This is a genomic window from Pseudomonas sp. SCB32, assembly GCF_009189165.1.
GTDB lineage: Bacteria > Pseudomonadota > Gammaproteobacteria > Pseudomonadales > Pseudomonadaceae > Pseudomonas.
The window spans coordinates 2,970,716-2,989,722 of record NZ_CP045118.1; the positions used below are offsets into that span (position 1 = coordinate 2,970,716).

At 60.4% G+C, this 19,007-nt stretch carries 18 protein-coding genes; 12 read left to right on the forward strand and 6 right to left on the reverse strand.

The window, feature by feature from the left end; genetic code table 11:
* Positions 1-73 precede the first annotated feature (73 nt).
* A complete protein-coding gene (locus tag GA645_RS13885; protein WP_178119625.1) occupies positions 74-1,282 on the forward strand; it encodes a DSD1 family PLP-dependent enzyme in 1,209 nt (402 codons plus the stop codon).
* Between the two features lie 68 nt (positions 1,283-1,350).
* On the opposite strand, the gene GA645_RS13890 is transcribed toward GA645_RS13885, so the two are convergent.
* Complete coding sequence (locus tag GA645_RS13890; protein ID WP_152223606.1) at positions 1,351-2,298, reverse strand: transporter; 948 nt, start codon at positions 2,296-2,298, stop codon at positions 1,351-1,353.
* A 243-nt stretch (positions 2,299-2,541) separates the two neighbouring features.
* On the opposite strand from GA645_RS13890, the gene GA645_RS13895 reads away from it, so the two are divergent.
* Positions 2,542-3,585, forward strand: coding sequence for an AraC family transcriptional regulator ligand-binding domain-containing protein (locus GA645_RS13895; protein WP_152223607.1), 1,044 nt, complete (start codon positions 2,542-2,544; stop codon positions 3,583-3,585).
* A 153-nt stretch (positions 3,586-3,738) separates the two neighbouring features.
* Here GA645_RS13895 and GA645_RS13900 read toward each other — a convergent pair whose 3' ends face one another.
* Positions 3,739-3,966, reverse strand: a complete 228-nt coding sequence (locus tag GA645_RS13900; protein ID WP_152223608.1) for a YMGG-like glycine zipper-containing protein — start codon at positions 3,964-3,966, stop codon at positions 3,739-3,741.
* 11 nt (positions 3,967-3,977) lie between these two features.
* Positions 3,978-4,352, reverse strand: coding sequence for a hypothetical protein (locus GA645_RS13905; RefSeq protein WP_152223609.1), 375 nt, complete (start codon positions 4,350-4,352; stop codon positions 3,978-3,980).
* Positions 4,353-5,077: 725 nt separating this feature from the next.
* Between GA645_RS13905 and GA645_RS13910 the strand changes: the two genes are divergently transcribed.
* The 7 genes from GA645_RS13910 (at position 5,078) to GA645_RS13940 (ending at position 10,801) form a co-directional block, all read left to right on the forward strand.
* Positions 5,078-5,830: a helix-turn-helix domain-containing protein gene (locus tag GA645_RS13910; RefSeq protein ID WP_178119543.1), complete on the forward strand. Its 753-nt coding sequence runs from the start codon at positions 5,078-5,080 to the stop codon at positions 5,828-5,830.
* A 166-nt stretch (positions 5,831-5,996) separates the two neighbouring features.
* A complete protein-coding gene (locus tag GA645_RS13915; protein ID WP_218572360.1) occupies positions 5,997-6,773 on the forward strand; it encodes an SDR family NAD(P)-dependent oxidoreductase in 777 nt (258 codons plus the stop codon).
* A 95-nt stretch (positions 6,774-6,868) separates the two neighbouring features.
* Complete coding sequence (locus tag GA645_RS13920; protein ID WP_152223611.1) at positions 6,869-7,285, forward strand: nuclear transport factor 2 family protein; 417 nt, start codon at positions 6,869-6,871, stop codon at positions 7,283-7,285.
* 3 nt (positions 7,286-7,288) lie between these two features.
* Positions 7,289-8,146 carry an SDR family NAD(P)-dependent oxidoreductase gene (locus GA645_RS13925; RefSeq protein WP_152223612.1) on the forward strand — a complete coding sequence of 286 codons (858 nt, stop codon included), beginning with the start codon at positions 7,289-7,291 and terminating at the stop codon, positions 8,144-8,146.
* A gap of 40 nt (positions 8,147-8,186) precedes the next feature.
* The gene (locus tag GA645_RS13930) at positions 8,187-8,945 is read left to right on the forward strand and encodes an SDR family oxidoreductase (protein WP_152223613.1); all 759 of its coding nucleotides are present in this window, start codon (positions 8,187-8,189) and stop codon (positions 8,943-8,945) included.
* 37 nt (positions 8,946-8,982) lie between these two features.
* Complete coding sequence (locus GA645_RS13935) at positions 8,983-9,819, forward strand: SDR family NAD(P)-dependent oxidoreductase (protein WP_152223614.1); 837 nt, start codon at positions 8,983-8,985, stop codon at positions 9,817-9,819.
* 73 nt (positions 9,820-9,892) lie between these two features.
* The gene (locus GA645_RS13940) at positions 9,893-10,801 is read left to right on the forward strand and encodes an NAD(P)-dependent oxidoreductase (protein ID WP_152223615.1); all 909 of its coding nucleotides are present in this window, start codon (positions 9,893-9,895) and stop codon (positions 10,799-10,801) included.
* 265 nt (positions 10,802-11,066) lie between these two features.
* On the opposite strand, the gene GA645_RS13945 is transcribed toward GA645_RS13940, so the two are convergent.
* The 3 genes from GA645_RS13945 to GA645_RS13955 form a co-directional block, all read right to left on the reverse strand.
* Entirely contained in the window at positions 11,067-12,359 is a 1,293-nt protein-coding gene (locus GA645_RS13945) for a site-specific integrase (protein WP_178119544.1), read from the reverse strand.
* Between the two features lie 191 nt (positions 12,360-12,550).
* Complete coding sequence (locus GA645_RS13950; RefSeq protein WP_152223616.1) at positions 12,551-12,970, reverse strand: group II truncated hemoglobin; 420 nt, start codon at positions 12,968-12,970, stop codon at positions 12,551-12,553.
* A 367-nt stretch (positions 12,971-13,337) separates the two neighbouring features.
* The gene (locus GA645_RS13955) at positions 13,338-13,805 is read right to left on the reverse strand and encodes an IS3 family transposase (RefSeq protein WP_152223617.1); all 468 of its coding nucleotides are present in this window, start codon (positions 13,803-13,805) and stop codon (positions 13,338-13,340) included.
* A gap of 533 nt (positions 13,806-14,338) precedes the next feature.
* On the opposite strand from GA645_RS13955, the gene GA645_RS13960 reads away from it, so the two are divergent.
* Genes GA645_RS13960 through GA645_RS13970 form a run of 3 tightly spaced genes read left to right on the forward strand, consistent with a single transcriptional unit; the run spans position 14,339 to position 18,592 of the window.
* Positions 14,339-15,478 carry a hypothetical protein gene (locus tag GA645_RS13960; protein WP_152223618.1) on the forward strand — a complete coding sequence of 380 codons (1,140 nt, stop codon included), beginning with the start codon at positions 14,339-14,341 and terminating at the stop codon, positions 15,476-15,478.
* A 38-nt stretch (positions 15,479-15,516) separates the two neighbouring features.
* Positions 15,517-17,187 carry an SMEK domain-containing protein gene (locus tag GA645_RS13965; RefSeq protein WP_256676149.1) on the forward strand — a complete coding sequence of 557 codons (1,671 nt, stop codon included), beginning with the start codon at positions 15,517-15,519 and terminating at the stop codon, positions 17,185-17,187.
* The gene (locus GA645_RS13970) at positions 17,177-18,592 is read left to right on the forward strand and encodes a hypothetical protein (protein ID WP_152223619.1); all 1,416 of its coding nucleotides are present in this window, start codon (positions 17,177-17,179) and stop codon (positions 18,590-18,592) included. Before GA645_RS13965 ends, GA645_RS13970 begins: the two co-directional genes overlap by 11 nt.
* The last annotated feature ends 415 nt before the right edge of the window (positions 18,593-19,007 follow it).

Below are 19,007 nucleotides of genomic sequence, written 5' to 3' on the forward strand. Positions count from 1 at the left end.
GTGCATGAATCGACGCAATTTCATCGTCGGCGCCGCCGGGGCAGGGGTCCTGCTCGCCAGTGCCGGCGCCTGGTTGCGCCCGGCCGACAAGGGCGCCCCGTACAGCGACTACTTCGCCCGATTGAACCGCGAACTCAAGGAACACGGGCCCATGCGGCCGGTGATGCTGATCGACCTGGACCGGCTGGATCACAACATCGACGTGGTCATGCAGTCGGTGCAGCGCACCGGCAAGCACCTGCGCCTGGTGGAGAAGTCCCTGCCGTCTCCGCAGCTGCTCGACTACATCGCCAAACGTGCCGGCACCCGCCGGCTGATGTCGTTCCACCAGCCCTTCCTCAACCACGACGCCGAACGCTTCCCCGACGCCGACCTGCTGCTCGGCAAGCCGTTGCCGGTGCGCTCGGCGCAGGAGTTCTACGAGAATCATCGTGGCCCGTTCGACCCGACTACCCAACTGCAATGGCTGCTCGATACCCCCGAGCGCCTGCAGCAGTACCTGGCGCTCGCCCAGGGCCTGAAGACCCGGCTACGGATCAATATCGAACTGGATGTCGGCCTGCACCGCGGCGGCGTGGCGGACCACGCGACCCTGGGGCGGATGCTCAGCCTGATCGGCGCCAACCCGCAGCACCTGGAGTTCGCCGGCTTCATGGGCTACGACCCCTTCGTCGGCATGGGGGTGCCCGGCATCCTCGGCTCGCCGGAAGTGCTGTTCGCCAAGGTCATGACGCTTTACGACGGCTTCGTCGACTACGCCCGCACCCTACATGCCACGCTCTGGCGGCCGGACCTGACGCTGAATACCGCCGGCAGCCCGAGCTACCGGATGCACGAGCACGAGCGCACCAGCAGCGAGGTGTCGGTGGGTTCCGCGCTGCTCAAACCGACCCATTACGACCTGCCTTCGCTGGTGGAGCACCAGCCGGCGGCCTTCATCGCCACCCCGGTGCTGAAGAGCACCGGCGCGGTCGAGATTCCCGCGCTGGACGACAAGTCGGCGCTGTTCTCCTGGTGGGACCCGAACCAGCGCGAGACCTTCTTCATCTATGGCGGCAACTGGCTGGCCGAGCCCGAATCACCTGCCGGACTGCAATTCAACGGTCTGTACGGGCGCAGCTCCAACCAGGAGATGGTCAACGGCTCCGGCGCCGTGGGCCTGAAGGTGGACGACCAGGTGTTCCTGCGCCCGACCCAGTCCGAATCTATCCTGCTGCAGTTCGGTGATCTGCTGGCGGTGCGCGACGGCCGCATCGTCGAGCATTGGCCGGTCTACAGTTAAGCGCCGGAACGCCGGAACAAAAAAACCTCAGGTCATCGACCTGAGGTTTTTTTCTGCCCGCTTCGCCCTCAGAGGGTGAACGGGAGGGTCAGCTTGGCCCAGAGCATCTCGCCTTCGGGGCGGTTCTCCACCGCGAACTCCTTGGCCCAGCGCAGCTCGACACTGGCGTACTTGAGGAAGGTCAGGTGCGCGGCGGGGCCGATGGCGAACACCTGGCCACGCACGCCGTCGTCCACGTCCTCACCCATGAAGGTCACGGTCTTGCCGTACTGCTTGTCGTCGGTGGTCTGCTTGAGGAAGTAGCCGTTCACCCCGAGATACAGGTCGTCGGTTACCCGGTAGCTGGCCGAGTAGTCGAAGTGGAACAGCTGGCCGGAGCGGTAGTCGGTGTCGTGGTTTTCCTCGTTGAAGCTGTAGGTGACCTTGCCCGACAGCTCTGTGTTCTCGGTGGGCAGCCAGGTCGCGGAGAGCAGCGGCTTGTAGGTGTAGAAGTTGTTGCCGGTGTTGGCCAGGCGTGCGGCGTTGTAGTCGCCGGTGGGCACTGTGATCTCCAGCGCGGCGCCGACCGTCAGGTTCTTGCCCATGTCCCAGAGGATAATCGGCGCGACCGTGGTGTCGCCCTGGCTGTTGCGTTCTCCCTCCATGCCGAACATGGCGACCTGCTGACGCATGTACGGCTGCGCGACATAGCCGCCGAGACGGCCGCCGAATACCCGCAGCGGGCTGAGGTAGTCCAGGCGCGGGATGATGGCATCGGAAGTGATTTTCACCCCCGGCACCTTGCCGCCGAGGGAGCTGATGTCCAGCTTCGTCGCCTCGTAGTGGTTGTAGTAGAGGTTGAACGCGAACATGTTGTCCGGCAGGTTGTTGACGTCCAGCGGCAGGACGAAGAAGCCGTCGGTGCCGGGGCCGATGTTGTCGACGCCGTTTTCGGTGGCCAGGGCCGGTAACGAAAGGGAAGCGGCGGCGAGGAGGGCGGCTGCCAGGGGCAGCCTGGGGAGATGGATGGTGTGCATGCTTGAGCTCATTGTTCTTGTTGGCGGACGGCACCGGGGCGTGGCCCGGCCCGCGCCATAGGAATAAGCGCTCAAGGCTCTGCGAAGCAGGGCATTGCCGGACAATCAGGGGGCTTTGGCGGACAAGGCTTGTAATATTCTGTTACGCCCGCTCTTGGCGCTCCCGCGAACGCGTTATGATGGCCCCGCCGCGCGCCGTCCCCAGAACAAGAACTGCAGGCGCCCGGTTCGAGAGCCTCCTTCATGCCAAGCACACCCATCGACACCCACTTCGACCTGGCCCTGGTTTCACCCTTTCTGCTGCAGACCCTTGCCGAGGTCCTCAGCGACAAGGGCGTGAACAGCGAGCGCCTATGCCTTGGGCTCGGCTTCACCGTCGAGGAGCTGCAGGACCCGGCGCAGCGCATCTCCTACCGTCAGGCCGTGAGCATGATCCAGCGTGCCCTGGCGGCATTGCCCGAGCGCGGCCTTGGCCTGTGGGTCGGGCACCACAATGTGCTAGGCACCCTCGGTCTGCTCGGTCACGTGCTGTCGCTGTGCAGGACCTTGCGCGACGCCTTCGAGATCGGCCGGCGCTTCCAGCACACCACCGGCAGCATGGCGGTCTGCAACCTGCTGGAAGGCCCCGAGGAGAGCTTCGTCGAAGTCGAGTGCCGTCTGCCTTACGCCGATGTCCAGGTGTTCGCGGTGGAGGAGTTCTTCGCCAGTCTGCTGGTCTACAACCGCACGCTGATCGGTACCGGTTTCCAGCCCCTGCGCTTCGAGTTCACCCATACCGCGCCGAGCTACGAGGCCGAGTACGTTCGCCTGCTGGGGCCGAACCTGCATTTCGGCTGCCTGCACAATCGCATGGTGATTGCCAGCCACTGGCTGGACCTGCAACTGCCCAGCCACCACCCCGTTGCCCTGCGCCAGGCGCTCAAGCTGCTGGAGTCGGAGTGCGCCCAGGTGCAGCAGAGGATGGGACTGCTGGAGACGGTAGAGCGCGCGATCGCCCGCGATTTGCCTTACGGCAGCCATATCGACAAGGTCGCCAGCGACCTCAACATGAGCAGCCGCACCCTGCGTCGCCGCTTGAGCGAACACGACATGACCTTCGACGCCTTGCAGGAGCAAGTGCGCCGCGCGCGTGCCATGAGCCTGCTGGGCAACCCGGAAATGCCCATCGAACGCATCGCCGAAGCACTGGGCTACAGCGACGTGCGCGGATTCCGCCGGGCCTTCAAGCGCTGGACCGGGCTGAGTCCCTCGGGCTTTCGTGACGAGGTGCCGGCCTCGGCCGATTGACCGGAATGGGTGGCAGGCGAGCCGCTATCCCTGAAGCCTGGACGTGGAGTGCAGGTTCGCACCGGGCACGAGACAGAAGCAGGCACGAAAGGAGGGGCAGGGCAGGAGTGCTCCGCCTGCCCCACTCGTTGACGATGGGCTGCTTGTCATCGCCTACTTCTGCTGCTGCCTGCCTCTTATATTGCCGACAACCCCGCCAGCGACGGCGCCAACCGCCGCGCCTGTCCAGCCACTGCCACCGGCGATGGCGGCAATGCCGGCGCCGGCTGCGGCACCGATGGCCGCGCCGCTCACCGTTCCCTGTTGTTCGGAAGTCATCGAGGTGCAGCCGATCACGCTGGCTGCGGTAAGAATCAGGGTGAACGAGAGGAACCGTTTCATGTTCATCTCCGCTACTTGTTCTGCTGAAGACCGGGCAAGACCATCTCGAACCAGATGGTCTCGATGACAGGCCGTTTAACCTGGTCGGGGTGAGCCGAGTACCACTGGTTGAGCCCTTCGCGTACGGAGTCGAGCGTGTGCCCCTTCAGGCCCCGGCCGAATCGCGGAATCAGGCTCTGGGCGTCGGTCGGCGGTTTCGGCGCGTAATAGGCCGCTTCCACCTGGTAAGCATTGGCAATGCCGATCAGGTAGACCTTCTTGAGCTGCTCCGACGACTTAATCCACTGTTCGCCGGTGATCATGGGTACCTCTTCGGCACGGGCAATGCTCGTCGCCAAGGTCAGGCATGCCGCCAGTGCCAGCGCGCCCGTTCGCAGTGTCCTCATCGTCTAGTCTCCACTATGGGGTGAAGCTCAATGCCGTGGCGCGACAGGCGCCGGCAAGCGCGGAGTCTTTATCGGCACATCGACGACAGGAGCGGGGTCCGATGGACGAAGCCCACAAAGATGCCGCCAGAACGAAGTGAATGGATCCACGAGCATTTGAGCGTTGCGATCAGGTATGGGGCAAACGACAAGAACAGCTCTCCGCGAACCAGGAACATCACCAGCCGACAACACCCCGGAGTACATGCCTACAGCTCCTCATCCCAATCGACAAGTGTAGGAGCTTGGGTAGGAAAGGCTAAGAAACCGACGCTGCGCTTGATGCATACAGCGACACACCTTCCTCCTTGGCGTAAGAGACGACCAGGTGGCTGTGCAAGTAGGAGTTCAAAGCGAAGAGCGCGCCGAACAGCATCAGGCCGCCCGAGAAAACGGCCTCCTGACCACGGCTTGCATCCGATCTCACCAACGAGTTGTAGAGAGATGGGGGCAGAGGTTGACCCTGCCGGAGAGAAATAACAGAACGCGTCTATCAGCTGCCTCCCTCAAGCGGCAGCTATCGACCGATAGCTGCCTGCGCCCCAGGGCGGGCGACCGGTACGCACCGCCTACTCAGCCGCGTTGGCGGGAGATATAGTGCCTGCCCAACCTCCATGCCCACCGAACCGCGACACTCGGCACGGCGTTGCGAACGCTCCGAATGTGCGACTGGAACACGCCCGACCATGCATCCGAAGAACCTCGATGGCGCCACCGATGAATCGCTGCTGCTCGTGGAGCTGAAGCGTCTGTTGAAGGATCGCAATATCCGCTATTGCGATATCGCCGAGCAGTTGAACCTGAGCGAGACAACCATCAAGCGCAAGTTGACCGGGCATGGTCTGAGCGTATCGATGCTCGAGTCGGTCTGTTCCATGGCGGGCGTGCGCCTGATCGATCTGGCCGAACTGGCGGCGCGGCGAAGCGATAGCAAGATTCACTCGCTGAGCACCGCGCAGGAGCAGGGGCTGGCCGATGCGCCGTTCACGGCGTTCATCTTCCTGCTGTTGCGCTATGACTGGACGCCCCGGCAGATACAGCAGGAGTTCGAGCTGAACGACGCGGACATCTTCCTTCACCTCAGGTGGCTGGAAAAACTCCGGTTGCTCGACCTGTTTCCCGGCAACCGTGTACGACTGCTGACCGTGCGGCACCCGGAGTGGATACCAGGCGGCCCGTTGCGGCGGGCAGTGGACGACACGATGCGCCGGCATTTCGAAGCGATGGACTTCCACGACCCGCAGTCGGTCTGGCAGCTCGAAACCGTCAAGTTGTCGCGCGGCTCGATAGACCAGTTGCGTCAGATGATGGCCTCGCTTTCGCAGCGCATGCGCGAGCTCGCCACCGACGATCGCTCCCTGCCTGACGGGCAGACGGAGTGGTACAGCATGCTATGCATGGCTCGCCTCACTGATCCGCGAATCTTCTGGACCGAGTGACGCTGGCTGTCGTGCCGCCATGGGCGCGCGTACCGCAACGCGACACTACTAAGTATCACCCGAAGATGCTTTCTTAATAGTCCTGCAGTGGGCAATCCATGTGGGATCGACTGCTGATACTTTTCCTCAACGACACCCTGTCGATCTACCGAGGAAAGGAGAGGCAATGATGAGAAAGAGCGAATTCCCGCAGGGCGCCACTTTGGTCTTTGGCGGCAGCGGTGGCATCGGACAATGCGTTGCCCTCGAGTTCGCACGCGCTGGCGTGCCGGTCGCAGTCGCCTACCGGAGCAAGGCCGAGGTAGCGCAACGCGTCGCCGGCCAGATCCGGGAAGAGGGCGTCGACGCGAGCATCCACCAGGTCGACGTTACCGATGTCGCCCAGATCCAGGCGACACTGGACGCAGCCATCGAAATCCACGGTCGCGTGCACACCATCATCTGGGCTGCCGGGCCTTTCGTGAACCAGCTCCATATCAGCGAAATGGGTCCCGATGACTGGAAGCGCGCCATCGATGTCGAGGTTATGGGCTTCTTCAATGCCGCCAAGGCCGCGCTGCCGCACCTGCGCGCCGCGGGGGGCGGTTCGTTCGTCACGCTGGGCTCCGCCGGCCACCTGCGCTGGCCGGATCGTGATGGCCTGTCGGTCGCGCCGAAGGCCGCCAATGAGTCGCTGATAAAGGGCCTCGCCCGCGAGGAAGGCCGCTACAACATCCGCGCGAACTCCGTCCTGGTGGGTGTCATCGAGGCCGGCATGTTCCCGCAGCTCCTGGAGCAGGGGCAGTTCGACCAGAAGTGGATCGACGAAACGCTGCAGATACTGGCGCTCAAGCGCTGGGGCAAGCCCGAGGAAATCGGTCGTGCCGCCGTGTTCCTGGCATCCGACAACGCTGCCTACATCACCGGGCAACAGCTGAACGTGTCCGGCGGGTACGGCATCTAGGGCATCTTCTGGCCCCCATCGAGAGTCGCTGTTCACCGATACCTCCGCGTCTGCATTCTCGGCGCGGCCGTCCTTTTCCTGTCCTGGAGTACGGCATGACCGATTTGAATCCCCACCACGCGTTGTACGAACTCGCGTGCCGCTATGCACAAGCTGTCGACCGACGCGACTGGGCTCGGCTCAGCACTCTCTTCACCCCCGACGCATCCCTTGCCGGCCCCGGCTTCCGCTTCGACGAGCGCAACGCGATCGTCGCGGGCATGGGCGCGATCGAGCGCTACGAAACGACGCAGCATCACGTACACAACCAGCTCGTCACGCTTGACGGCGGTGTGGCCGACGTCGAGACCTACGGCGTTGCGTGCCACGTCTATCTGCGCGATGGCGTGAAGCGCAAGCTCGACTGGGGGCTGCGCTATCACGACCGCTGCCGGTTCGACGGCGGCACGTGGCGCTTCGCGGCGCGCACGCTGCACGTCGATTGGACCCAAGACCTGCCGCTGGAGGGCTGAACGATGCCAACGTCTCGTCCCCTTGACGGCCAGACTGCGCTGGTTACCGGCGGTGCCGGCGGTATTGGCGCGGCCTGTGCGCAGGCGCTGCTCGCGGACGGTGCGGTCGTTGTGCTGATGGGCCGCCGCCACGACGCGCTCGCACGCACCCGGCGGCAGCTGACCGACGCGGTGCCCGGCGGCCGAGTGGCGATCCACGCGGGCGACGCGTGCGACGAAGCCGATCTGCAAGCGGCGCTCGACTGCGCATGGGCGCTTGATGGCCGCCTCGACATCGTCGTGCCGACGGTCGGCGGCGCCGGATTCCGGCCGCTGCTGATGCACGACGCCGACACGTTCCGCCAGGAAATCGACCTGAACCTGCACAGCGCGTTCCTCGCGATCCGCCATGCCGCGCCACGGCTGGCCGACAGCGGTGGCGGCGCGATCGTCTGCATCTCGTCGACCGCCGCGCGGATCAACTTCCGCTGGCTGTCCGGGTACTGCACCGCGAAGGCTGCGCTCGAAGCACTCGTGCGCGGGGCGGCCGAGGAACTGGCGAGTGCGAAGGTCCGCGTCAACGCGGTGCGTCCGGGCCTCACGCGCTCGGAGGCGACCGCGCCGATGTTCGACAACCGCGCGCTGGTCGACAGCTTTCTCGAGCAGGTCCCGCTCGGCACGCTCGGCGAACCCGACGCGATAGCGCACGCGGTGCGCTATCTCGCGGGCCCCGAGTCGGGCTGGGTCACTGGCCAGAGCTTCGCGGTCGACGGCGGCAACGAACTGCGCACCAACCCCAACGTCGACGACACGGTTGCGCAGATCTACGGCGCGGCCGCACTCGCCGCGGTGAAGGCCGGCCGCGTGCCGGGCGCCGCATGAGCGCACGTCCTCTTTCCATCCCACGGGAAATCGATCATCCATGAAACGAGTCGCAAACAAGGTCGCGCTGGTCACCGGCGCGGCGAGCGGCGTCGGCCGCGCGGATGCGCTGCTGCTTGCCGCCGAAGGTGCCCGCGTCGTGCTGTCCGATATCAACGAAGAGGCGGGACAGGCGCTCGCACGTGAGATCGGCGACGCCGCAATGTTCGTGCGTCACGACATCGCCGAAGAAGACTGCTGGCGGCACGCGATCGCCGCGACGCTCGAGCGCTTCGGCCGCCTCGACGTGCTGGTCAACAACGCGGCCATCTGCCCGGTCGGCTCGATCGAGGAGACGGACCTCGGGACCTGGCAGCGGGTGATGCGCACCAACGCGGACGGCTATTTCCTCGGCTGCAAGTACGCGATCGGCGCGATGAAAGGCAACGACACGCCGGGCTCGATCGTGATGATGTCGTCGGTCGCCGCGCTCGGTGGGTTGCCGATGATGTGCGCGTACACCGGCTCGAAGGGCGCGGTGACGGCGCTCACCCGCAGCGTCGCCGTGCACTGCAAGCGCAGTGGCTACCGGATCCGCTGCAACTCGATCCACCCGGACGGGATCTGGACGCCGATGACGCAGGCGCTGATGCCCGGTCTCGACCCGGCCGCACTGGGCATCGGCAGCGATCCGATGGCGCGCATGTGCGACCCACAGGATGTCGCGAATCTCGTGCTGTTCCTCGCATCCGACGAATCGCGCTTCGTGAACGGCGCGGAACTGCGGATCGACAACGCGCAACTGGTGTCGTCGCTTTGACGCGGCGCAATGCTTTTCCAATCCAAGGAGTGCATCGATGATTTCATTCTCCGGCAAGACTGTACTGGTCACTGGCGGCGGTGCGGGTATCGGCCGGGCCTGTGCTGAAGCGTTCGGCGCCGCGGGCGCGCGGGTCGCCGTGGCCGAGATCGACGCGGCCCGCGCGCAGGACGTGCGGCACGCGCTCGAGGTGGCGGGCGTCGACGCGCTCGTCGGCATCGTGGACGTCACGCGCCGTGACCAGGTCGAAGCGTTCGCGCGGACGGTCGACGCGCGTTTCGGCGGGCTCGACGTGCTCGTCAACAACGTTGGCGATTTCCTGCAGATCGCGAAGCCGTTCGACGACTACACCGATGACGACATCGCTCGGCTGTTCGACGTGAACCTGCGCCAGGTGTTCATCGTCACGCAGGCGATGCTGCCGTTGCTGCGCAAGCGCGGCGCGGGCAGCAGCATCGTCGGCGTGTCCTCGATCGAAGGGTTCCGCGCGATTCCGAACTGCGCCGTGTATGCGTCGTTCAAGGCTGCGCTGACCGGTTTCACCAAAAGCCTCGCGCTCGAACTCGGGCCGGTCGGCATCCGCGTGAACCAGATCGCGCCGGAAACCACCGAGACGCCGCAGGTACCCGTCAGCCTGATGGTCGCGGCCGAGCACCAGGAGCACATCCCGCGTTGGATTCCCCTCGGACGCTTCGGCGAGGCCGGCGACATCGCGGGCGCCGCGCTGTACCTCGCGAGCCCGCTCGCCGCGTGGGTCACCGGTACGACGCTGCACGTCGACGGCGGCGCGCTCGCGGCGGCCGGCTGGTACCGCGACCCGAAGGGCTTCTGGACCAACATTCCCGTCGTCACGGGCAACGGCTTCAACTTCTGAGCGCCAGCCGCACGTAGCTGCGGCTTCATCCGTCCATTTCTCGCGGCGTGTCTGCGCCGCTTCCGGAGATATTATGAAGATCCTCATCGTCGGCGGTACCGGTCTCATCGGCGGCCATGCCGCGCTGTACCTGCACGCGCAGGGCAACCAGGTCACGCTCGCCGCGCGCAAGCTGCCCGTGGCCGACAGCGCGCTCGCGCAGTTCGACGTGCTGCTGCGCGACTACGTGGCCGATAACTTCACCCGCGAGGATCTCGTGCCGTTCGACGCGGTCGTGTTCGCGGCCGGCAACGACATCCGCCACCTGCCGGCCGGCACCGACGAAGCCGCGCACTGGGAGCGCGCGAACGTCGACGCGGTGCCGCGCTTCTTCGCGCTGGCGCGGGAAGCGGGCGTGAAGCGCGCCGTACTGGTCGGCAGCTTCTATCCGCAGGTCGCACCGGAGCTGATCGAGTCGGTGCCGTATGTGCGCTCGCGCCATCTGGCCGACGAACGCGTGCGTGCCCTGGCGACTCCGACGTTCGAGGTGTGCAGCGTCAATGCACCGTTCGTGGTCGGGTCGGTGCCGGGGCTGCGCAGCGAGATGTTCGCCGCGTACACCGGCTATGCCGAAGGCAAGCTTGTGGGGCTGCCCGTGTTCGGGCCCGCCGGCGGCAGCAACTTCATCTCGACGCAATCGCTGTCGGAAGCGATTGGGGGCGCGCTGCTTCGTGGTGAATCCGGCAAGGCGTATCTCGTCGGCGACGAGAACCTCAGCTTCGCCGATTATTTCGCCGCGTTCTTCCGCGCGGCCGGCCATCCGCAGGATGTGCCGTCGTTGGACCAGGAACATCCGCTGTTGCCAGACATGGCGATCTACACGGGGCGCGGCAACGTCGTGTCCTACGAGCCCAATGCCTCGGAACTTGCGCTACTGGGCTACCGGCGCGGCGACGTGCAGCGCGCGGTCGACGAAGTCGTCGCGCATTGCCGCGCGCAGTAGAGCAAACGGCGCTGTCCCTCCACCGGTAAGCAGAGCCGGCGGCGGGACGTTGGGGCCAGTTCGGCCCGCTGAATGAGCTCAATACGCCCCTCTGCTGCACGCGCCCCCTTGGGCGAACTGTGCCGAGCGCGAGAAGCTCGACATGGGCAAAACAGAAAAATCGAAAGACTTACCCCGCGCCGCCTTGCTCTCCGGGCAGGGAGGCTGGTGGTTGCTTGCCAATCGACGGAGTCGCACCCCACCAGCGCCTTGAAACAGCCGGCAGTTATCGTTTGATACGCAGATCTTTAACAGAGCTTGCCCGCTGTTCGTCCAGCGAGTTGTAGTAGGTGTTCTGAGTTGTGCTCAGGCTGTTGTGCCGCAGGTCAGCTTGAAGGTCTTTCATGTCTCGAAGCGGGGCATCGAATGTTGCAGAGGTATGGCGCAGCCAGTGAAGGGATGCTGAGCGGAGTTGGTCGACCTCATCATCGCTCCAGCCATCGTCAGTCATCCGTTGTAAGGACTGGTCAAATACCTGCTGCAACAGAAGTCTGATGTGGCGATCCGAAAGGCCCCCTCGACCTTTCAGCGTACTAAGCAATGGGCGTTTTTCATGAGCCGAGGGGAGGGGAGGGAGTTGCAAGTGCTTTCTATAGCGGGTCAGGTACGACTCGATAAACTCATCACGCACACTGACCTTGGCTGCTTTGTTCCCTTTACCTACCACATGAAACCACCAGTTTCCGGCGGTATCCCGCCGGAAATCACCCATTACTGGTCGCCAGTTGTCACGGCCAACCAGGTCAGATACACGAAGGTACATGGAGAAAAGCGTTGCAACGATGAAGAGTGTCCGCTCATGGGTGGGGTCAGCCGCAGCCATCAGCTCTGCCGTCTCTATGACAAAGCTCCACTGCAACTGGGTCAGTGAACGCGAAGCGACATCCAGGGTGTTACGTTGTTTGTAAATCGATTTCTGCTTAACAGCCCTGAAGGGATTCACCTCGGTGAATCCTTCATCAATGGCGTGCTGGAAAAAACTTCCACACACCGCAAACACTTGAGCCACAGAGCCCTGAGACATTTTGTACGCGTCCGAGGGGAGGGCGGTTAGCATTTCTGAAGCTATCTTCCGATCGCGCTTTGGCACCGTAGTGGCAAAGGGGCGCCAGTCCTCATTTACAGCGTACGTGTCAGATTCGCTTTTTTTCCTACCTCCCATACGCAGGAAGCGAGACTTTATAACTGGGCCAACCCAATCCGCGGGAGGATTCAGACAGAACTCCATGAAAGCTTCTGCATCTCTACGCCGTAACTCAATCAGAGGCTTTTCGGCGATTAAGGCTGACCAAAGCAAAAGCCGCTCAACATGCGTTCGGTACGAGTTATAGGTGGCCGCATTGCCTGCGTAGGATTTGAGAAATCCTCGAACGGCAAGGTAGTTATCGACTGCCATAGCGTGCTCTGGTAGTTCACGCAGATAGCTGAGAATGACGGGCAACTCTGAGCCAAGCCCCAGGAAATTGAGCTCATGAAAACGATCGAAGGTGTCGAACAGGGGCTGAGGGCTTTGAGGCATGACGCACATTATCAAGGGGTTGCGAGGCCTCTAGGATGAGCTTTTTCAGAGAGTCGTGCAATATCCGGGTCTAGCCATTATCGGATATTGAATTTCCATTTACCCCTTGCCTCGGCAGCCACTCGATCAGCTGCTGCACCAGCTTCAGTGAGACTTTTGCGTGCAGGAAAGCTCGGACAAGCGGAGGTGAGTCAGCCGTGTCGTGCCCGGCTCGCCTGCACCACACGGTGCGCCGGCACGCGCAGTTGCGTCAGCAGGTATTCGGCGAATTCCGGCGAGAAGGGCTGCAGGGCGATGGCGCGATCCATGCAGCTCAGCCAGAGGCCGCCGAGGGCTTCGTCAATCGGCCATTGAGCGTGGAAGGACGGGATGGAGATGGGGCCGTATTTTTCACTGAACAGCCTTGGGCCACCCAGCCAGCCGCTGAGGAAGCAGGTGAGTTTGTCCCGAGATTGTTCCAGGCTTTCCGGGTGCATGCGGCGCAGGTCGGCCACGTCCGGCAGTTCGTCCATCAGCCGGTAGAAGTCGTCGACCAGGCGGCGCAAACCGTCGATGCCGCCAGCGGCCTGATAGGAGGCATCGCCTGTGCCGAAGGGGGGAATGCTGCTCACGCTCGGGGCTCGTTGAAATTCGGGAGCCGCATTATACCCGGTGCCCCAGCGGATGATCCGTTGGTATATCGCTCCAATAATTTGGGTCTCCGACACAAACGCGAAGTCATTTTTCAGATCTGCGTTGGCAGCTCCGTTGCAGAGTTTTAGTTCGCGCTTTTGCTGATAATGAGTTCAGAGTGCTTTCTGATGATGAATTCAGGTGTACGAATGCCTTAAAAGCTGTAAAAATATAACCATTTGATTTTAAATAATTATATTAATCAGCAGCCATTAAAAGGTGGAGAAAACCTCCTTGCGATGTGCAGATTCCACCTTTTAGATGCTCGACGAGACCTGGCCTGTCCCGGAGCTGGTGGACAGGTAGTTAAGAGCTACTGGTCGTATTTCGCCGCTCAAACTCCATCGGACTGAGATAGCCCAACGTCGAGTGGCGACGGCGGTGATTGTAAAAGCGGATGTAGTCGAACAGGTCAGCCTTCGCCTCCTGGTAGCTGGCGTAGCGCGTCAGGTACACCCGCTCGGCCTTCAGCGAACGGAAGAAGCTCTCCATCGCGGCGTTGTCCCAGCAGTTCCCCGGACGTGAATGGCTGGGCACGATTCGATGTCGCCGAAGCGAGGTCTGGTAGTCGTACGCGCAGTATTGGCTGCCACGGTCCGAGTGCAGCAGTACCTCTGTTTTCGGCTGTCGGTGTGCAACGGCGATCTCCAGCGCGGCGTGTACCAGGGCCTGCTGCATGCGGTGGTGCATCGCCCAACCAACGACGGCACGTGAATAGAGGTCGAGCACGACGGCCAGATACAGCCAGCCTTGGGCCGTCCGCACGTAGGTCATGTCCGAGACCTAGTGCCGATTGGCGCGATCCGAGACGAACTGGCGATCCAGGTGGTTCGGGGCAATCGGCAGAGCATGACGACTGCTGGAAACCAGCCGCCACATCGGCGCTACGGTGCACAATTGCACTTACTTGACCACCTGATTGCATTCGACTTGACCATGCATTTGCATCGGATCGGACCATCACACTGCGTGGCCATGACCGGCTGCAATCAACCCATTGCAGCCGTTCGTAAGGGGCAGAAACCGGCCAAAAGCGGTCATTTCGAGTGCCTTCGAAAGTAGGCTGATTCACTCCTGATGTGGTGACTTTTCCGAGTCTTACGTGAGATTTATCGGTTAAAATTGCAGACAAGCTTGCTGACGAGAACTCCTCTTCCAGAGGACATGAGAAACGGGTCAATAGCCATTTCAAGTACTGCTAATGAGCAGTTATGGATTCCCGATACGATAGATTGAGCCCGCGAATAGGACTGCTCCATCAGCATGCATCCGACCCAACAACGGCAGAACGGGCACAGTGAGGGACTATGGCACGCAAGTGGCTGAAGCAGGAACGGCGGACAAAGGAAGAGCTTTTTGATGCCTTGGTGCGAAACGCTTTAGGTTTCGTCAATACCTCCATCGACCACCTACAGCAAAAACCCAAGAATGCCATTGTCGATCTGTACACGGCGATCGAGCTGTTCCTGAAAGCCCGACTGATGAAAGAGCATTGGACACTCATGCTCGCGAAGCCCGAAACCGGTGACCTACAAAACCTTGCCGTGGGAGATTTTCTGTCGGTCTACCTGGATGACGCGCTGAAGCGAATCCAATCGATTCTTGGCGAGAAAATCGACCAGGATGCTTCCGACAACTTCAAGGCCCTTGGCGAGCACCGCAATCAGATCGTCCATTTTGCCCACTCAGGCATGGATAATCCGAGTAAGACACAAGCCGGCGTGATTGTGGAAGCGTGGGCATCCTGGCACTACCTCCATGCACTATTGACCGGCCCTTGGGAGGCGGTATTCCAGCCCTACTCAGTGGAACTCCAGGTGCTCAACCAACGCATGATGCGTCAGGGAGACTTCATCAAAGCCCGATTCGAGATCCTCAAACCTCAGATCGAAATCCAGGAAAAGAAAGGCAACAAGATCGTTCCCTGCGGTCATTGCCACATGTCTGCCGCAATTGTCGGCGAAACCCATTCATGGGGTACCGACTACACCTGCATGGTGTGCGGGGTTGATGACACTGCAGTGGAAGAGTGCAACGCAGAATTACCCTGCCCCGGCTGCAATGCTCCGTTTAAATTCTTTCAAAAGGGTCTGCATGCCTGTCCTGCCTGCGGCCATCAAATCACCACCGACATCCTGATAGACCTCTGCACCAAACAATTTCCCGAGGGCGACGACTGGTGCGAGGAAGGCCACGTCCACATTGCATCCTGCCACAAGTGTCAGCACCCTCAACCCTCGGTATTTTTCATCGAGGGCATGTGGAGTTGCGTATCGTGCTTCGACCGTGGCTGGGGAGCAGTCGCGTGTGAGCGATGCGATGAATTCGTCACAGGTGACATGGACAGAATCAAATACTTTGCCTGCCACAAATGTGAGCCCGACGTGAGAAAGCGTCTCTTGGGTTTGGCCGAGCCCGCCGAGAGCCCCACTGCTGAGGGCAGCTAAGGAATCACCGATCGTGCACAATCGAAGGAGAGCCTTCATTGAGGCGTCCAGCGCTTGTGCACCCGATGCGAGCGCATCCCAGTATTGTATTGCCTGCCAAGCGCAGCAGCCTTGCAGAATGGGGCTGGCAATCCACCCAGAACAGTCGTCCATTCCATGGTGGTACAATGCCACTCTCAGCGGCCTCAGCTCTCGTATCAGCACCACTATCGATTCGGTCAATAGGGAAGTGTCTAGCATTGAGACAGTTAGAGATTGAGAATGAACTAAGGGATGTCGTCAGCAGAATCATTAACCAGGTTGACCTATCAACTAAACAAGGCAGGCTTGACATCAACCTGTCGCTGGAAGACGCGCTGATTCCGATCCTGAAAGCAGCCTACAACCTACCCAACCTGATTAACCTCAATAGGCGGCAGAAAAACTTCCCCGGCATCGATCTGGGTGATGACCATGACCGTGTCGCCTTCCAGGTTACCGCCACCACTTCTCTGGAAAAGGTCAAAAAGACCTTGACCCACTTCGTCGACAAGCAGTTCTACAACACGTTTGATGAACTGTACGTTTTGATGCTGACCAACAAGCAGGCTTCCTACAGCCAGTCCGCGATTGACGCCATCACAAATGGCGCATTCGAGTTTTCAACGAAGAATCACATCATTGATCTTGGCGACATCCTAGCCAAGGTGTCCGGGCTTCGAATCCCCGCTCAGGAGCGGGTGTTGAATGACTTCAAGATCATCTTGGGGGACATCAAGGCATATCTGGACTTCAATGCTGAGGGAGACCTTCAATCTCACACACTGACTTCCAACCTCATTACGGTAACACCGCCTGAAACAGTATACGTCGCCGAACTGCTGCTGAATGAGGCCTCAATCCTTGAACAAGCCCGCGAACACCTGAACTTTCGAAAAAATAGCTGCTCCAGGCAAAGCCTTGTGAAGATGGCCCTACTGCTCAATGGATCTGGCACGGATGACTGGGTGGTTTTCGAAAATCGAATCTTCACCTTTGAGGACATCAACAACTCCAGTATTCGACATATTGTTGATGTAGGCACCATTGAAGCACTTGAGTCCCGCGACCTCTCCGAATCTGAGATTGACGACAACATAAATATTTTCAAGCTACTTTTGAACAACCATGTTCGTGAGGCCGTCAAGCCTCACAACATTGTGTATGACCGCCGAGAGAAGTTCTTTTTCTTCAAGCCTCACAACCCAGACGACGAAGGCCGCAAAGAAGACTGGGTAGGGAAAAAGAAATCAACCCGTCGAGTATACGAAAAGGTGATGTCGAAGCGAGAACCCACGCGTCTCGCCCACCATGTTCATTTATCATTCGAACTGAGCTTTACCAGCATTGCGCAGCAGTGGTACGCACTGGTGGTGCCTAGTTGGCTTTATACTTATGATGGAAATCGCAAGTCTCGCTTCCATGAAGATTTACTATCAAAGCAAAAAAGACTTGAGTTCAACCAAAGCGTACGAAACATAGTTCGATTCCTAGCCTACTACTTACGCTCAATCAATAACCCGATTACTAAAGCTTCACCTAATAACTCTGCCTCGACTCCTGCCCAGGGCAGCCCAGCGAATGAAGTAGAATTCTTCGGTGAGTTATTAGAGATCACTTGCGAAGAAAAACTGGTAGAAGGCGAACAGGTTGGCGCTGAATTTGATGAGGAGTTAGCCCTTGAAGATTAAAATCCTCAAAGAGCCAATGCTGGAGTTCGGAAACGGCGCGCACATATGCCCTAGGACTGGCATCGAAACCCTGGGAGTTTATGACAAGCGCGATGAGCTGAGGCGTAGTGAATTACGCATTGGCATCGTCGGGCGCGGTGAAGGTGTTGATCTCCTAGACGAATGGCTGGACAAATGCAAACGCGGAATCGTCGGTAAGGAAGAAACCAAGTTCCCCAATCTGTTCCGGGGGTTTGGTGGCGTGGATGAATACCATGGGTTCTACACCAAAATTCTGTCCTCTCCCCAGTACACACGAACCCTGCAGAAGTCAGAAATCAACAACATATCGAAGATCACGGCCCGTGAAGACCGGGTCGTGAAATGCGTTGAGCTCTACTATGAGCAGATTCGATTTCTGTCCGAGAACCGCTCCATCGACGTGATCGTCTGCGTCGTCCCAAATGACATCTTCGACTCTCTAACCAAGGCGACTGGGGGCAAAGACACCGAGTCGCTGGAAGCCTACCTGGAACACAACTTCCGTCGGCTTCTCAAAGCGCGTTGCATGCACTTGGGCATTCCGCTGCAACTCGTTCGCGAGAAGACCATCCTGTCAGTCAAACCCTCGATCGATCAGCAAGATCTCGCTACCAAGGCTTGGAATTTCTGCACCGCCCTCTACTACAAGGGCAACCGCACTGTGCCGTGGCGGTTGGTCGAGGACAAGTTCAAGCCCAAGACCTGCTACATCGGGATAGGGTTCTACAAGAGCCGGGATGGCGAAACCGTCTCGACCAGCCTGGCTCAAGTGTTCGACGAGTTCGGACACGGGGTCATTCTGCGCGGTGCACCAGTGTCTCTGGACAAGCGGGACAAGCGCCCCTACATGGACGAATCTCAGGCGTATGAGCTGCTTGACAGCGCGTTGGCTGAGTATGAAAAAGCGTTGATGCAGAAGCCGGCTCGCGTCGTGATCCACAAGTCCAGCAGGTTCAGGCCTACCGAAGTATCAGGGTTTTCCAGGGTACTGGATGCCAAGGGGATCAGGACAAAAGACTTGGTGTCGATCACGTCCACCGATATCCGGCTGTTCAGCGACAAGAACTACCCGCCAACCCGGGGAACGCTGCTGAGCCTGTCGGAAACTCAAGGCGTGCTCTACACGAAGGGGATTGTCGACTTCTACAAGACCTACCCAGGCATGTACATCCCAAGCCCGTTGCGCGTGGAAGCGTTCGAAAGCGACTCATCCCTGGAAGACCTGTGCAAGGAGATCCTTGGGTTGACCAAGATGAACTGGAACAACACCCAGCTTGATGGACGCCTACCCATCACTTTGGAGTGCGCCAACAAGGTTGGGGACATCATGAAATACGTGGATACCTCGGAGAAGCCACAGGTCAGCTATAGCTTTTACATGTGAATCAATTAGACCCATCAGTTCTGGGACATCATGCACGCCCGACATGACGAGAATCAGCCCGCTTGAATGTCGGGCGACAGTATTCTCTACTGCAATCCTTGAATCAGCGAAGGTGGCTCATCGCACTTGGAGCCTGGCAAGCGGAGCGCGCAGGCGTGAGGATCGAAGCCCGCAGGGCTAAGACAAGCCATTCATGACCAGCCTTGGCTTGTTGTGAGAGCCGCCCCGGAGCGAACACGCCCTAAAAGCCTTCATAGCGTCTTCCATCGGCACTCCCACCCAAGCGCCGACGATGGTCAATTGCCCAGGAAGTGTAACGGTGGTGCCGGTCTTTAAGGCGTGACTAAGGAGCGCTGGTTCCCACAAACGGTGCTGGAGACACTGATATGTCTCGGATACGCTAAGAATTTGAGGC